Here is a 16,082-nt window from a genome sequence, read left to right on the forward strand (position 1 = left end):
GTACCGGATGTGGTTTTGTCACGCCGGCATTTAGCCTCCACCAAACATGTGCTACGTTTACGAGGGTTCCGTGCGGTGGTTCTGAAATTCCCGAACGTGATGCAGTTAACAGAACGGGGGCTTCAATCCATCACACTGGCGGTCGCGTCCAGGAGGGGCACGTCCCATGCCAAACGAACGCGCCACGGTCGTGCAGACGCCGGTCGGCGCCGACCTGCTCACCTTCACCCATCTCATCGGTCGCGATGAGATCAGCCGCTGTTTCGCGTATACCGTCGGGTTCGTCTCCAAGAGCCGCGACGTCGATCCACTGAAGATGCTCGGTGGTATTGTTTCGGTTGAAGGGGAATCCGATCCGAAGCGCTGGTTCAGCGGTCTCGTGTCGGAGTTCAGGCTTACCCGCATCGAAGACAGGCTCGCTTTCTACGAAGCCGTGGTCAGGCCATGGCTCTGGTTCCTCGGCAACACCACCGATTGCCGTATCTTCCAGAACATGACGGCGGTGGAGATCATCGAGAAGATCTTCTCGAAATACGGCATCGCGAAATTCGAGAAACGGCTGCAGGGTTCCTATCCCTCACGCGAATACTGCGTGCAATACGACGAAAGCGACCTGGACTTCGTACAGCGACTACTTGAGCACGAAGGCATCTTCTATTTCTTCGAGCATGACGAGGGCAAGCACACGCTCGTGCTCTGCGATGCGATGAGCAAGCTGAAGCCTGCGCCAGGTTACGACAAGGTGCTCTACAATTTCGAGGGGCGGGCTTCGCGGCGCGATGTCGAATACATCACCGAATGGATTCCAGGCAGCATGGTGCGGCCCGGCGCCTATGCCCATACTGACTATGATTTCGAGAAGCCCGGCGCTGACTTGATGGCGAAGTCCGCGCAGCCGTTCAGTCACAAGGAGGCAGCCGGCGAAAATTATCGCCAGCCCGGCGCGCACCTCGATGTCGGGCGCGGCGACACCATTGCGGGAATTCGCCGTGAGGAACTCCAGGCGGTGCACCAGCGCACAACAGCAGCGGGTACCGTGCGCGGCCTTTTCTCTGGCTGCAAGTTCAATCTGGAGAGCTTTCCACGTAGCGACCAGAACCAGGAATATCTGGTTGTCAGCGCCGAATACCGGCTGTTCGATCCGGGCTACCGGACGCAGAACGAGGCCCACAGCGAGAATTTCACGGTCATGCTGGGGGTGGCCCCAACCAAGGTACCCTACCGGCCGCAGCGCATCACCCCGCGACCGATCATGCGCGGGCCGCAGACGGCGACGGTGGTCGGCCCCTCGGGCGAAGAGATATTCACCGACAAGTATGCCCGGGTGAAGGTGCAGTTCCATTGGGATCGGCTCGGCAAGAAGGACCAGAATTCGTCCTGTTTCGTGCGCGTGTCGCAGACTTGGGCCGGCAGTGGCTGGGGCTTCATCCAGATCCCGCGCATCGGCCAGGAGGTCATCGTCGATTTCATCGAGGGCGACCCCGATCTGCCGATCATCACCGGCAGGGTCTACAACGCCGCCGAGATGCCACCTTACGGCTTGCCCGGCAACGCCACCCAGTCGGGGTGGAAATCGAACTCGTCGAAAGGCGGCGGCGGCTACAACGAGCTGATGTTCGAGGACAAGGCAGGCTCCGAGCTGGTCAATTTCCAGGCCCAGAAGGACCACCATCTGCTGATCAAGCACGATCGCAACAAGACCGTGCAGCACGATCAGTCGGATCGTATCGACCATGACGCCAAGCATTCCGTCGGCCACAACCTGGACGAGGACGTCGGCAACAACAAGACGGTCAAGATCGGCGTCGACCAGACCACCAACATCGGCAGCAATGACACCGAAACGGTGGGCGCAAACCGCTCGCTGACGGTCCAGGCCAACGAGACGATCCATGTCGTGGCCAATTCGACGGAAAACATCGACGCCAACCATTCGCAGACCGTGGGTCTGGTTCAGACCGTGACGGTGGGCGCCGCACGCGTCGATACGGTTGGGGCCGCTGAAGCGAGGACCGTGGGTGCAGCGCAGGTAAACACGATCGGGGCGACACGATCGGTGACGGTGGGAGCTGCGCAGAGCCACGACATCGGCGCAGGGGACAGCTGGACCATCGGCGCCGGGCAGACCGTCAATGTCGGCGCGGACCAGAGTGTCACCATCGGCAGCGCCCAGACATTCAACGTCGGGGCGGCTCGCAGCGCCAGCATCGGAGCTGATGATTCCACGACAGTTGGCGGCGCTCATTCGCTGGGTATTGCCAAGGGCAGCTCGATCAGCGTCGGAGAGGACAATTCGATCAAGGTCGGGAAGAAACTGGTGATCGATGCCGGCGACGAGATTCTGATCAAATGTGGGTCGGCCAAAATCATGATGAAGAAGGATGGCTCGATCGGGATTGAGGGCAAGGACATTTCAATCAAGGGGTCTGGCACAATCAGCCTCAAGGCCTCCGGCGACATCACGATGAAGGGCTCGAAGATCAGCGAGAATTGAGGGTATGGCCATGGGCGAAACACGCGAACGTATAGACGGGGTGGTCATAGGTATTTTCCTAGGTTTCGACAGTGGCGCCCCGCTTGTTGTCTTCCCTGGTAATCCAAAGGAGACGGCGATTGCCGCTCGCAGCTTGACCGAGCTTGCTTCCGACGAGATCGGCGCCGAGGTTGCTTTGCTGTTCCAGGATGGCGATCCGGGTCGCCCTTTGGTTGTCGGGCGTATTGTCGAACCTGTGCGCAGGGTGTCCTCACCGCAGATAACTCGCGACGGTGAACGGGTGTGCATCGTCGGCGAGGAGCGCATCGAATTGCGCTGCGGAGAGGCGACGATCCTCATGGAGAAAGATGGGCGCATCATCATCCGCGGCACTTACGTGACAACCCAGGCGAGTGCCACCAACAGGATCCGCGGCGGCTCGATCGACCTGAACTGATGTCAAAACCGATGGGGCGTGCCAACCTTAACGTTACGCTGCGGCCACCGATTGTGGGCGACGTTGTCAGGCAGCACGTGGAACAGGCGGCCTTCCTGTGGGCCCAGCGTGATACGCTGATGGTGACGGACCTTCCCGACCTGAAGGCTGTCGCTGGCATTGATAAGCGGCTTGAGGCGAATCTCGACGCTCTGCGCATTGCTGGATCGGCCAGTTGGCCGTTTGTCCTCGCCGCCTATGAGGATTTTCCGCAGAAGGGCGAACTCTTCCTGTTCACCTGGTTGGCGATCGAACAGGCAGACGAAAGGCGTATCGCCGAAGCGGTGGAACTGGGTCGGCGGTTCGAAGATGCCCATGGTGTTGTCGGCGCGCTCACATGGCACAAACCGCAGACGATCGGTCCGCTCGTGCGCGATTGGATAGGGGGGCATGATGCTTTCCAACGTTTCCTCGGTGTGTCCGCATGTATGGGACACAAGGTCGATCCGAAACAGATGCTGGCGCGGTTGATTCGTGATCCGGAGATGCGCGTGCGCTCAGTCGCCTTGCGTCTTGCAGGGACGCTGAAACGTACCGACCTTGTCACCGAGATCGCAATTTGCCTGGATGATGTCGACGAACCTCCACGACTATGGGCTTCCTGGGCCTTGACGGAGCTCGGTTCGGGTGACCTGGCCATTGCCGGATTGCGCAAGGTGGCTGTCGCTGGCGGCCCCGATGCAATGACCGCGCTGCGCGCAGCGATCAAGGCGGCTCCAGACCAGGATGTCCGCGCATGGCTGGGTGAACTGCTCAAATCACCGGAAACCGCGCCGCTGGCCGTGAGAGCCTCGGGCATGCTTGGCGATCGCACGCTTCTACATTGGTTGATCCGCCAGATGCGTGTACCGGCGCTGGCCGTTGCAGCAGGAACCGCATTCCTCGAACTTTTTCCCGAAGCTCGCGAAGACGGCCGGCTTTTTTCGGTTGAGACGTTGTTGCTGGGGCAGGCTTTCGCCGATCATTTCGACGACGATCCGCCATTTCTGCCGGTCGCCGACAATGTGAAGGACTGGGCAAAGCAAAGAAATCTGCTCGACTAGAGCGTTTCCGTTTTCCACAGGAACGCAGTACCCAAGGGGTTCTGCGTCAACGCCACCCGGCTGGATCGAGAAAACGGCGAATCCAACCCATCGTGTTTCCGGCCGTCGCAAAGCGTTCACCAGGGAAGGTGGGGTGCTCGGTCAGAAACAGCGGCGCAAGTGCATTGGCCAGGGTAGTATAAGGAACGTCACTGGCGTCCGGCCGGTTTCGATCGCAAGCTGAAGGTCTCTCACCCGCAATGAGGACGATTGCTTGCTTGCGTTGGATCGCAGTCACGCTCGGCACGTTGGCGAGGTCCGCGAGTGCGGCACGAACGCCTGGTTTCGAGGCAAAGGCATTGCCGACCACTGTAATCCAGTTGACGCCCTTTATGCTATTTCTCGTCAACGGCAGCGTGGCATTCATGTACTCGATGTCCACGCCCCAGAAACGTCGCGCCCGGCTGTAAATCGTGTCGAAGGCGTCGTCCAGGAGCAAGGGTTCGTAGACGAAAGCCAGGCCGCCATGGCCTGAATGCAAGGGTAGGTTCTCGGCTACCGCTAGCGCTGTCGAGATCAGAACATCAAGATCCGTATCCAGTGGCACCAGCAATCGAGCGAAGGTGAACAGCCCTTCGCTTCTGAGATGAATGCGCCGGCAATTAAGGCTCCAGCTTCCAGGTGGCTCCTCGATCTCCAGCCCGTCCCAAAACTGCGCTTCAAAGGCCCTGCCTTGACGTATACGCTCGCGAACCGGTTCGAAATAAGGATGCCTGATGCCTGCGGCAGCAGCTGCTCGTCCATGCATAGTCAATATCGGCTGGGCGATCGACGACCATAGTGGCAATTCGGCAATCTTGAATTCCCGCAGTCTGGCAGGCGGACAAATCCTTTCGTAGAGGTCAAGCAGAAATTCGAAATCGCGCTCGGTCGGTCCCTCGAGATAGATCGTCAGATCCAGCATAATTTTCAGCGCAACTTCATCACCAACCCTGAGAGGTTGTGTAAGCGCGGTGGACAGAGGGGGGACTTGCATCCTCTATTCCGCTTCGTCCCGAGGGATGCCTTTTTTCTGATTGTCGATCATGTCGCGAAGCAGGTTTAGCTTATGGACCAGGAATGCTGTGAAATCAGGAAAGCGCCTTTCCTCGGTGGTGATGTCGAGTGCGACGAAGTCCATTTCGCCATTGCTGCGGAGCGTATGCGGGTCAATGTAAAGGCATTGGTTGGAATCTTCGCCGAGGAAAACGGGGAGGGCGCCGTTTTCAAAGGGGTTCTCCTGATCGAATTCCGCGAAAATCTCCTGTAGATCGGCGAGATGTTCCTCGACCCATTCGGCCCTTTGGTCTTCAACCGAAAGGAGTTTTGCGTCGCCTGACAACTCGCCCCAGCCGTTATGAAGCTCTAGAAATCCTCGATAGCTGGGCGGAAGTGGCTTGCCGAGTTTCCTCTCCAGGATAGCAAGCTCGCTCGGCGAACATGGCTTGCCCAACGGATGCTCGTATTCCTCGTCGAAAGCCAATTGATCATAGATGCGCAGGGCATCGGCAAGTTGCTCGATCAGTTCCGGAAGCGACAATGGTTCGGTCATGGATCCAGTCCCTCGGTGGTACATGGTTGCGGCGGCATTTGCTCGCCCGAAACAAGGGCGATATTCAACCGATCAGCAGCAATCGCCTTTGACACCCGTATGTTTGCCGCCGCCGCTCGTCTTCAACTGATTGAGCTGGCCGCCGATCCATCTGTTGGGGCGGCGCGACATCCATCTTAGATTGCCGAGCCTTGTCGGGTGGCCGCAGAACTGGATTTCCTTGACGTGATCGACGCTGAAGCTCCTGTAGGGTGGTGTGCTCGAGTCTGCCTTCTGCTGCAGGGCGTCTCGGCAATAGTCGGGGGCCTTGTTCGAGATATGTTTGAACCCCTTCTTGTTGAGCGCCTGAAGTTCCGGATTTTGACTCCGGCGCATCGCCATGCCCCGTAACTGGCTGGCACGCTTGTCGCCGGCCTCTCGCAGCTGGTCGTATCCGCGAGGCCCACTTCCGCCGCCGGCGCTCTTTACGCCGCCCGGGCTCTTCATCATTTTGTTTATCTGAGAAAGTTTGGCGCAGATCTCTTCCTGCTCGCATTTGTTGAATTTGTGCCGCCCGGGGGACGGTTTTCCCGGTGCGTCCTTGCACGGTATGGTCAATATGTTCGGCTTTGCGGGAGGAGCCGGATTCGCATTGCCCATGAGATCGACGGTGTTCTTGTTGTTGTGGAATTTCTTGTCGGTGTCACGGCAGGCGTTGCTTCCGTCCATCTTGACGTCGAAGGAATACGTGATCCAATCCGTCGCCTGCTTGAACGTGTTGGATTTGACCCCGCCGACGGTGCCGGGCTCGTCACCGGTAGACATCTTGTACTGCGAGCCCTTGATGGCGATCATCTGACCGCCCTTCGCAAAGACCGTCGTAGTTCCGTCGCCCAACGTGCTGCTCATCGCGAAATTCGGGTAAGGCATAGGCACGGGGCCGCCCGGCGTGGGTGTCTTGCAGACGTCCGGTATCGTCGCCTTTGAGAAGCCGGTGGAGCTCTTGTGGGTGAGTCCAAGGCCGTTCACGGTGATGTGGGTTGGCATCAGCGTTCCCCTGGACCACCAAGCAGCGCAGCTGCCCGGGTGCCGTTTTCGGAGCTGGCCCAGATCAGCGAAAGCGGGCCCTTGCTGTAGTTTCGGGCTTCAGCCTCGGCGACCATGCCGACGAACAGAGGCCCTGATGCAGCACCGAGGTCGCCCCAACAGTCAGCGGGCGTTTCGAAACCGGCGGCATCCTTGAAGCGGCCCGGATTGCGAAGCACCGCGAAGCCATATTCATTGCCGCGATAACGCTCTCCGTTCATGTCGCAGATGATCCGGTCGACCGGATCGGTCGGCGCTTGTTCGAACAGCAGCTGGAAGGCTGTGCTCAGGCCTTCCCCGAGACAGATTGTCCTGGTCTTGATTTTGTTTTCCTCGAAGGCGACGGAGGTGCAAAGCACTTCCAGGAGGGGTTGGATTCCCAGCTGCCGTGCGGTTTTCAGCCTGGTCATCAGACAGAAGCCGGCTCCTTCGCCCGGACAAAACCCGTAGGTGTTCTCATCGGAATGGAGCTGTTCGCGCTCGTCCAGCCATTCCAGGGTTTCCGGCTCGAGATAGCTATCGACGCCGCCCGCTAGACAAAACCTCGCCTTGCCTTCCAGCAGCATCCGATAGCCGTGATGAATGGCCAGCATCCCGCCTGCATGCCCACCGGCGTTGGAGCCGCCTCCAGCCAACGCGATATGCTGCGACAGCCTGACGCGAAGTTGTCTGTCAGCTTCGGCAGCGAAATCTCCGTCCTGCCCCGGCCGCGGTTCGCCGGTCGACAAGATGAGCGCAACAGGCGTCGACGGATCTGCCTTGCGCAAGGGAGCCAAGGCATCAAGTGCCGGAGAGGTCGCGATTTCAACCAGTCGATCCGGACCGTTCAACGCCGGGTCGATGCCGGTGTCACGGGTGACCTTCATCCGCTCGCCAACACGATCGATCATGAAGGGGTGGTCCTGTATCGCCGATATCCCAGCCCGAACTGCCGCGGCGCTCGTCTCGGTGGAAAGTCCGAGTGGCGTGCGGCCGCCGGTGCCGACGATCACTATGGGGTTCCCACCGATCATCATTCAGGTCCCTGCCAGACGCCAGTGCGGCTGATCAACGGAGAAACGCCTGTGCGCCTACGAATGCGGATCGTGGTCGTGGACAACTTCTCTTCGTCATATGGCACGGGCAGAGCTGAAAGCCAGCTGATGACGAACTGTCGGTCATCTGGCCGGAGGCGCAGCGTGTGGATCGACGCGCCTTCGTGCCTGATGTCGGGCTGGTTCTTGAAATGCGACGTGATGTCGAAGGTAACGCGGGGCAACAGAAACTGCATGAATCCGCCGGCGGTGAGCCCGCCAAGCCTGACATCTTCATAACCCACCAGCGGGGATCTGGTTTGCTGGTCCTGGGGCGCACACTGGTAGTGCAAGCGATTGAAATCATGGGGCAGCAGCGGATTGCGCGTCGTCTCCCACTCTTTCCCGTAGGTTCCGGCGTACTTGGCGCGTGGATGCCAATGCGCCGCAATGGGTCCAAAGCCCGCCGGGCGGCCACTTCGGTGGTCGCGATAAGGCGCGTCCTGATATTCGAAGTTGGGTGCCGCCTTGCCGATCAGCCGTTGCGGGTTGACCGAGAACCCGGTGCCAACGGGATTGCGTTGATCCCAATCCGGACTGGATGCCTCCATATCCGTGCCGCCATAGGTCCGGCGCCAACTGATCGGCAGTCGAATGAACGGCTCGGGATTGGTCATGCGTACCGAAACCGGACCGGGTACAAAAATTCTGTCTCCGGTCACCCTGACGGTCTTGTCCAGTTCTCCGATCTTGATCCGCGCCGTGGTCTCGACGCTTGGCCGACCGCCAGTGGTGTAGGCATGTCCTTCGACAAGCACATCCGTATGCTTCTTTTCGATTTGAAAATCGTCGTCATCCACCAGTTCATTGCCGTCGGCGGAAAACACCGGCGCCATATTGACCGGTATCTGCTTTTTCAGCGGAGCCTGCTCGCCCGCGGGATCGATCTCGAAGGACGCCTTGATCGCGACCAGCCAGACTTCCTGTCCGCTCTCGTCGCGTGTCCACAGCCCCTCGGCCGCGAACGGCGTCAGGTTCGTCAATGGAAACATCTTGACCGAACTCCTCCAGCGCTGGAGCATCCCTTCAGTGGCCGGGTTCGGTGTCGTGCCGTATCTCCCGATCGCGCCTCTGCGAAGCCAAATGAAACCTCTTGGTCGAAACTTGCGGTGCGCTGAAGCGCGTCGACGTCAACTCGCATCAGCCGGTCTCCCGAGCTGCGGCGAAGATCTGTTCCAGCGTCGGTTGCGGCGCTTGTGAATCGACGTCGAAAATATCTGTTCGTGCTGTCCAAATGACGAGATCGTCGATCGTCTCGCCATCCCGTTCGACCTGCGGCACGGGCAGGGTCGCCAGCGCGGCATCAAGTTCGTCGGGTGTCAGCTCCCCCCTCTGTGCGGCGAAGGCGGCACTCTCGATGCTATCGAACCAGTCGTCGGAGTGGGCCATTTTCAGCGGTGCTTCGGCAAGTTGCGCGACAATGCTGAGCGGAAATCGCCTGCCGATCCTGTCGGTGCTCTGCAGCAAGATGCCGGCCGAGGCGCCGAAGGCGCCGGGTCCGGCCAGGAGCCGGAGCGCCATGCTTTCTGGCCATTCTTCACGGCCAAACAGCGGAACGATATGCTGCGCCAGCCATCGATCCCAGGCGCGCACGAAGTCTCCAGTCAGCCGCCGTGTGACGAAATCGCCGGTGGCTGGCATCTTGCCGTAGAAGCCGGGCATGTTCAAATCTGCGGCGGACATGTGAATTTCTTGAACATTTCAAGGGTGTATGGGTTCTCGACGCTGGAGGCCTTGAGCTCGAAATCGGCAAACATGCCCTTCGTGCCCAGCCGCAGGCTGTAGACGTCGGTTAGCTTGGTTCCGGTGAACTTGCCGCCGCGCAGCATCCTCAGCCATGCCCAGCTGCCGGTCTCGTTGAGCAAGACCTCCGGTGAGCCGTCGACCGGCTGGAAGGCAAGCGAGATCACGCCCGTGCCGTCCTTGCCGGGCCACGTCATCGGCTGTGGCCTGGTCGCGTTGTTGTAGTAGACGAGGTTCTGGCCATCGAGGTTGAGTGTCACCCGCGCCAGGTTGGGCGACAGGTCCTTTGGCTCCAGTGTGAAATTCATCACCGGGCCGGTGCCGCCGGGAAACAAGTCGTCGCGGATGTGCCGGGCCTGTTCGAACGCCGCCAGCGCAGCAGGATCGAGACCGAAGTCGGCGCGCCATTTCCACGGTTTGCTCGCGGTATCGACATAGTTGATCAGATGGTCGTTGATGAAGGCGTCGATCATGCCGGTCGGGCCGAAGAGGCGCTGGAAATCGCGCACGTTGACATCCACCGCGCTCTCGGGGCTGAACGGATAGCGATTGTTGAGGGCTGCCTGGCAGAAGGGCAGGATGTCGGCGCGCCAGATGGCGTTGAGTTCGTTGGTGACAGCTCTCTGCGACAGATTGCTGGTGTCGCCGGCAATTCCGCCGAGCCAGTCGTTGATTGGAGAAGGCAGGATCTGAGCCTGCCGGGCCACTGCTCCTGTCAGTTCGGCGAGGCCGCCCTGTTTCTTGATGGCTTCCTGCGGGTCGGGATTGGCCGTCACCGTCTGCAGCACATTGGACAGTGCCGTCAGTGCCACGACCGCGGCGTCCAGGGCCGGCGGCTGGCCGTCAACTTCGGCGATCGTGCCTTTCAGCGGCTTGAAATGATCGGCCACCAGGCTGCCGGTCATATCGACCTGGTTGGCGGAGCCCGCGCGCGGCAGGAGCTTCGCCCCCGTCTTCACCACCTTGCCGAGTTTGCCAAGTTTGCTCAACAGCTTCGAACCGGTCTTCGCGGCGCCGTCGTTCTTGCCGTCGGCGGGCGCCTCGTCAGAGCGGGTGAGGTCGGTCTCCTGCACCACTGCCGTAAGCAGTCGCTTCAGTGCAGAGTCCGCGCTTGACAGGTCCTTGAGGTTTTCGCTGGCGATATTGAGGTCGCTCAGCTGCGCCAGGCGCATATCGCGCAGGAAGCTGTCCCACTGCGCGATGTAGTCGTCGTAGTAGAGTTTCAGTATGTCCTCCGACAAAGCCGAGACCGAGGTTTCCGAGTTTTCAGAGCAGCCGCCGGCGAAGACCGCGCGATCGAGTGCTGCCTGGGCCGCCACATCCTCGACCCGGTCGAGAACAGCATCGTGGAAGCCGGCATAGGTGTAGGGTCCGGGAACGCCGACTCGCAGCGTCTTGTCGGAGCGGCGCGAAAACACTTTTGCGCCGTTGGGACCGGCGAAGTTGGCCGGTACCCATTCCTTGACGGCGGCCACTGCAGGGTCGGCCAGCAATTGCCTGTAAGCGCGCTCCGGCAGTGAAATCGTGCACACTGTTTTCAGCGCCTCTGCGACCAGTTCCTTGTCTGGGGCAATGTAGCTGTCATCAACCGTCATGCGACGGATCGCGGCAAGCTGATGTTCTTCTGCATCGGCGGTAGGGAAGGGTGGCGCGGGCGCAAATTCCGGCAGATTGTTGACCCACCAGTTCTGCACGAAGTCCGGGTCCATCTGCGACAGGCCGGTCATCATGCGATACGTCTTGAGTGCGCCGAGCATGAAATCCGGGTCACGGATCTGCCGCCACATCGTCGCTTCCAGCAGCGCCACCATGCGCGGCTCGAGCACATTGCGCAGCGTGTGGTCGTAAGTATCGGTCTGCGCGCGCAGGAGTTCGGCCGAAGCGGTCGGTCCGGCGAGATTGTGGATCGCGTCGGGCGGCATGGTGCGGGCGGTGGTCACCGCGTCCATCGCGGCCAGCGCTCCATCCATCGTCGGCTGCTCCACCGATGCGGGCGTCGCCGCAACTTCCGTCAGCGGCGCCTGCAGCGCTTCGAATTGTCCGGCCTGGGCGGTGATGGCTTGTCGGTTGTCGATATAGGACCAGGTGAACAAACCGCCAGCGAGCAAGGCGGCAAGCGCGCAGGCGCTGGCAGCCCCGCGCCAGATCCAGGTGCGGCGACGTTGCGCAAGCGGATCGAACGTGCCCAGGCCGGCTTCCTTGAAGACGACTTCGGTCAGGAGATTCCGCAGGAAGAAGCTGCGCTTGTCGGTGCGCGGCGCGAGCATTGCGCGGTGCGGCGGAAGCCCGAAGGAAGAGGACAGCGCTGCGGTCAGCCGGTCGATGGGCGCGCCTTCCTGCGTCGCTGACGTCAGATAGAGGCCACGCAGCCATGCTGCTTCTTCATAGCGGCTCTCGCCGAACATTGCTTCGATCAGAACCTTAATCGGTTCGGAAAGGCTCGCGAGTTGGGCCGGGAACCGGAAGATCTCCGCGCGTGTGCCGAGTTTGTCCTCGTCCTCCAGGCGTGGCACCAGCCGTCGCTCCAGCTCCGCGGCAAGCGTGGCGAGTTCTTTCTCGATGGTCCCGGCGTCGATGCGCGTATCGAGCGGAAAAGTCGTGCCCCATACCTGTTCGCGTGCCGTCGTCGACAAGCCGCCGAAGAATGCCTCGAACCCCTTGATCAGATCGGCTTTGGTCAACATCAGGTAGACGGGCAGTCGCATTTCCAGCCGATCGTTCAATTCGGCCAGCCGGCGCCGGATCTTGCGACCGTGTGCCTTGATGGCTTCGTCGCCTTCCGAGAGCGTATCGATCGACAGCGCGACGATCACGCCGTTCAGTGCGCGTCGACCCCGGTGCTTCTTGAGCAGATCGAGGAAGCCCAGCCATTCAGTGGCATCGACGTCCGGCTGGCTTTCCTGCTGGACGTAGCGGCCGGCGGTGTCGATCAGGACAGCGTTTTCCGAGAAGAACCAGTCGCAGTTGCGCGTGCCACCGACGCCTTGCAGGTCATCGGTGAGGTCGATCGGAAAATTGAGGCCGGACTGGCGCAATGCGGTCGTCTTGCCGGTGGCCGGCGGGCCGACGATGACATACCACGGCATCTCGCGCAGGAACTTGCGGCCACCAAGCTTGCGACGCTTCAACTCCGCCATCACCTCGCCGAATTTGGCGCCGACGGCAGCGACATTCTCCTCGCCGGGGGTGAGCTGTTTCGTCTCCACCGGCGCCGCAATCTCGGCGACGAAGAGGCGGTTGGCGCGGATCGCGCGACGCTGGGCGATGATCAGCCAGATCAGCCACAGGATGATCAGCCCGGCAATGATTGCGATGCGCACATTATCGGAATCGAAGGGCGCGTAGGGGCCAACCTGGATGATCGGGCCGAACACCCAGATGAGCAGAGAAAGCAGGCCGATGCCGATCAGTGTCCAAAGGATACGCGAGGTCACGACGGCCCAGAGGAAGCGCAGGATGAACATCAGAGCCTCTTCTCGACCATGACTTCAACACGCCGGTTGAGTGCGCGGCCCTCGCGCGTCGAATTGTCGGCCACCGGATCAGTCTCCGCGCGGCCTTCGGAACGGACGCGCTCCTGCGGTACGCCCGCCTGTACCAGCAGGTCGGCTATGGTTCTTGCGCGGGCTTCCGACAGCCGCTGGTTGGACGAGAGCGGGTTGGATCTCTGCAGCCGCACATTGTCGGTGTGACCGATGACGGTGATGTTTCCGATCAGCTCCTGGTTGGCGAGGATCACCTTGGCGATTGACGCCACCAGCGGTTCGTAACCTTGTGCGAGTGTTGGTCGCGAAGACTGGAACAGCTCAGGATCGGAAGACTGGATGACCAGCTTGGCCAGCGACACGCTCTCCGTGCCGCTCAGCGCCCCCTTGAGGTTATCTGGAGCTTCAGCCTTGAATTCCGGCAGCAGGGCGAAATCGATCGGTTCCGGCGGTTCGGGCACCGTTGTTTTCGGCGCGGCGCGCGTGATCTCGCCACGCGAGGGTGGCGGCAACGCGCGAACCAGTGCGGAGAGTTCCACCGCCTGGCTGCTCAGCACCATGGAAAGGCCGATATATGTAGCGGCGGCAATGACCGCCGCCGCGGCCACCATCACCCAGATCGGAACGATGAAGCGTTGCGGCTCGTCGGAAGCGAGCACACCCTTCCAGTTGGGCGACAGCGCCGTGTCTTCGGCGTCGGGGTTGCGCAGGAAACGCGCCGCCGCTACGCGAACTGCATTGAGCGAACGATCGCCGGCGCGACCGGGCACGCGATATTTGCCGCGAAAGCCGAGCGCCAGGCAATAATACTGCAGCTCGAGCATTTCGCGGTCACGGTTAGGGTGTCGTTCGAGTTCGTCGAGGCGCGAGAAGAACTGCGTGCCGGCATCGACGTCGCCGCGCAACATGACTACCAGCGGCTGGCGCGGCCATGCGCTGGCCCCTCCCCAGGGTGTATTGAGCGCGAGGTCGTCGAGCAGGGCCGCCACTGCCCAGGCAGCCTGGTCGGCGCGCTCCAGCGAGGAGCCTGTCGCCACCGCGGCGTCTCGTGCACGTACCAGCTCGTCAAGCAGGCGCGTGCGCATGATTTCGGGATTCTCCGGCGCCAACGCGCTTTCGAGCTCCGGCGCGAATTCAAGCAGAGGCGCGAAAGTGTTGATCAGTGCATTGGGGTGCGCGCGCGCCCGCTTCACGGGCGCTCCGGGCGCCAGCGGCGCCATAGGTCTCGGCGCCGCACCCGTCAGCCTGATGCGGGTGCGTTCGCGATCCTCCGACAGTCCGAAAGGATCATCCCGGCTCATGGCCTCACCTGTTCACCGAATAGCAGTCGACTTGCGGCTCGCTCGGCAGCACACCGGAAACCCCGATGACGAAGCCGGGAGCATTGAGCAGCGAAGCCCAATGCTCGCTCTTCTGATCCAGCTCCAGGCAGAGCCGATCGCCATCATAGGGAATTTCGCGCGGCTGCGAATGAAGCGGTTTCAACGGGATGCCGGGCAGGCGCGACTTCCACAGCCCCTCGAACTGGTCGGCGGCGCCGACAGTTACCTGGTTCACGAAGATCTTGCGGAGCGCGTCTTCAGAGAGCTCCGAGCCGACGCGGATGACGATGCGACTGGCGACCAGAAGCTTCGGATTGTCGATGCGCACCTTCCAGACATTGGTCGCGTGGCGCATGACCGACAGCGCGCGCGATTTCGGTTCGACGAAGCGCAGGCTGAGGATCAGCGAGCGCAAGGCATCGGCCAGTGCCATGTAGGCGGGGCCGGGCGCCATATGATCATAGATCGGCAATTCGCTGAGCCGGCGCGAGCTCGAACCGTAGGTCGCCATTTCGCCGGCAAGACCGGCAAGCTCGAGATAAAGCTCCGCGGGATGGAAGACATCCTGCGCCAGCATATGCGCGAGCCGGGGGCGAGCAGCGTTGGCAAGGTGGAGCATCAGGAGATCCTCGACGCTGCGGCCAGGGCCGCCCATCACCATCTTGCCATGTGCCTCCGCGATCTGGTCGAGACCGGTGACCACTTCCTGCAGCAGTTGCCGGTACCAGGCGACAGCGCCGGTGATCAGTGTCGGTGGCAGGAAGGTCTCGTCGAGCGAGATGCCGCCATCGGCGCGGAGTCCCTTGACGTCGGCGATCGGCAACGCCGTATAGCCGCCCACCGATTTGCCCGGCGCGAGCAGCAGTGCCTGCGGCCGGGCAATTTCGATCTCTTCCGGATCGGCACCGCCTTGCACGGCGTCGCGTACCGAAACGATCCGGCCATGATAACGCGCGCCTGTCGACGCCGCGTGCGCGGGATCGAAACCGATCCCGCCAGGTGGTTCGAGTGGCAGCGCAACCAGCACAGGCCCCGCGCCTGTGTCTGCCGTCACAGCCAGGGGTTTTGGCGCATCCATCGTCTCCGGGATGGCGAAGGGCGTGCCGTCGGGAAAGATGCCGCGTGCCGATACGATGGAGACCTGGCCGGCATCGAGCAGCGACTGGTCGAGCGTCAGCTGCTGGAAACCGAACGTATGGAGCTGGCCGGCCTGCAACGCGCCGCGCACCATTCCCTCAAAGAACCGGTCCTGCTGCTGGAAGTGCTGGGTCCTGAGAAACAGGCCCTCGGACCAAAGCACCCTGTTTGCATCGCTCATGCCGCTACTCTCCGCACGGTACCATCGTTTGCCTGGCGGCCTAGGCAGAAATGCCGCCGCTGCCGAGCTTGGCGTTCACGGTGAATGTCGACCCCGGCGATACGGATTTGGTCGTGCGCCAGTTGCGTCCGCCGGGTTCACGGATCAGAGCGACGAAGCCCAGCGCGGTGGCCTCGGGTTCGACCGTGATGGTCTTTGCCGCAACCTTGCCTGGACCGACCGAGATCGCATCGGAACCGATGAGGTCGGCGCCGAGTGCCGAGCCGGCATCGCCCTGCAGCGCGAAATAGTCGGCGGAGTTGAACTTGCCGGTACTGCGCAGCCGCATCACGAGCACGGTCACCGGGCGGTCCCCACCACCTGGTCCCGGGTTCATGCCGGCGCCACCACTGACATTGACCGAAACAGTCGATGGCTTGGGAGGGCCACTCTGGCATGCCGCAAGCAACCCCGTTGCGCCGAGGGCAAGCATGAATTCGCGTCGGTCGATCATG

The 16,082-nt window shown here is 61.5% G+C and carries 13 protein-coding genes; 3 read left to right on the top strand and 10 right to left on the bottom strand.

The window, feature by feature from the left end:
* Nucleotides 1-166: 166 nt before the first annotated feature.
* Genes tssI through C1M53_RS21185 form a run of 3 tightly spaced genes read left to right on the top strand, consistent with a single transcriptional unit; the run spans nucleotide 167 to nucleotide 4,012 of the window.
* Nucleotides 167-2,494 carry a type VI secretion system tip protein VgrG gene (tssI, locus tag C1M53_RS21175; RefSeq protein WP_129414026.1) on the top strand — a complete coding sequence of 776 codons (2,328 nt, stop codon included), beginning with the start codon at nucleotides 167-169 and terminating at the stop codon, nucleotides 2,492-2,494.
* A 10-nt stretch (nucleotides 2,495-2,504) separates the two neighbouring features.
* A complete protein-coding gene (locus C1M53_RS21180; protein WP_129414027.1) occupies nucleotides 2,505-2,930 on the top strand; it encodes a DUF6484 domain-containing protein in 426 nt (141 codons plus the stop codon).
* 11 nt (nucleotides 2,931-2,941) lie between these two features.
* On the top strand, nucleotides 2,942-4,012 hold the full coding sequence (locus tag C1M53_RS21185) for a HEAT repeat domain-containing protein (RefSeq protein ID WP_245488634.1): 1,071 nt from the start codon (nucleotides 2,942-2,944) through the stop codon (nucleotides 4,010-4,012).
* A 46-nt stretch (nucleotides 4,013-4,058) separates the two neighbouring features.
* Here C1M53_RS21185 and C1M53_RS21190 read toward each other — a convergent pair whose 3' ends face one another.
* The 10 genes from C1M53_RS21190 to tssJ form a co-directional block, all read right to left on the bottom strand.
* Nucleotides 4,059-5,027: a type VI immunity family protein gene (locus C1M53_RS21190; protein WP_129414028.1), complete on the bottom strand. Its 969-nt coding sequence runs from the start codon at nucleotides 5,025-5,027 to the stop codon at nucleotides 4,059-4,061.
* Nucleotides 5,028-5,030: 3 nt separating this feature from the next.
* Nucleotides 5,031-5,582, bottom strand: coding sequence for an SMI1/KNR4 family protein (locus tag C1M53_RS21195; protein ID WP_165358205.1), 552 nt, complete (start codon nucleotides 5,580-5,582; stop codon nucleotides 5,031-5,033).
* A gap of 72 nt (nucleotides 5,583-5,654) precedes the next feature.
* Entirely contained in the window at nucleotides 5,655-6,608 is a 954-nt protein-coding gene (locus tag C1M53_RS32190) for a DUF4150 domain-containing protein (RefSeq protein ID WP_245488234.1), read from the bottom strand.
* On the bottom strand, nucleotides 6,608-7,663 hold the full coding sequence (locus C1M53_RS21205) for a beta-ketoacyl synthase N-terminal-like domain-containing protein (RefSeq protein WP_245488235.1): 1,056 nt from the start codon (nucleotides 7,661-7,663) through the stop codon (nucleotides 6,608-6,610). Before C1M53_RS21205 ends, C1M53_RS32190 begins: the two co-directional genes overlap by 1 nt.
* On the bottom strand, nucleotides 7,660-8,712 hold the full coding sequence (locus C1M53_RS21210) for a DUF2169 domain-containing protein (RefSeq protein WP_129414030.1): 1,053 nt from the start codon (nucleotides 8,710-8,712) through the stop codon (nucleotides 7,660-7,662). Before C1M53_RS21210 ends, C1M53_RS21205 begins: the two co-directional genes overlap by 4 nt.
* A 148-nt stretch (nucleotides 8,713-8,860) precedes the next feature.
* Nucleotides 8,861-9,403 (bottom strand): type VI secretion system-associated protein TagF, encoded by a 543-nt coding sequence (gene tagF / locus C1M53_RS21215; RefSeq protein ID WP_129414031.1) that lies wholly within the window; start codon nucleotides 9,401-9,403, stop codon nucleotides 8,861-8,863.
* A complete protein-coding gene (gene tssM, locus C1M53_RS21220) occupies nucleotides 9,385-12,927 on the bottom strand; it encodes a type VI secretion system membrane subunit TssM (RefSeq protein WP_129414032.1) in 3,543 nt (1,180 codons plus the stop codon). The genes tagF and tssM overlap by 19 nt, the downstream gene beginning before the upstream one ends.
* Nucleotides 12,927-14,249: a type VI secretion system protein TssL, long form gene (tssL, locus tag C1M53_RS21225; protein WP_129414033.1), complete on the bottom strand. Its 1,323-nt coding sequence runs from the start codon at nucleotides 14,247-14,249 to the stop codon at nucleotides 12,927-12,929. Before tssL ends, tssM begins: the two co-directional genes overlap by 1 nt.
* Nucleotides 14,250-14,253: 4 nt before the next feature.
* Nucleotides 14,254-15,588, bottom strand: a complete 1,335-nt coding sequence (gene tssK / locus C1M53_RS21230) for a type VI secretion system baseplate subunit TssK (RefSeq protein ID WP_129414034.1) — start codon at nucleotides 15,586-15,588, stop codon at nucleotides 14,254-14,256.
* Between the two features lie 40 nt (nucleotides 15,589-15,628).
* Nucleotides 15,629-16,081: a type VI secretion system lipoprotein TssJ gene (gene tssJ, locus C1M53_RS21235; protein ID WP_129414035.1), complete on the bottom strand. Its 453-nt coding sequence runs from the start codon at nucleotides 16,079-16,081 to the stop codon at nucleotides 15,629-15,631.
* Nucleotide 16,082 lies beyond the last annotated feature (1 nt).

Source organism: Mesorhizobium sp. Pch-S, assembly GCF_004136315.1.
In the GTDB taxonomy this organism is placed as follows: domain Bacteria; phylum Pseudomonadota; class Alphaproteobacteria; order Rhizobiales; family Rhizobiaceae; genus Mesorhizobium.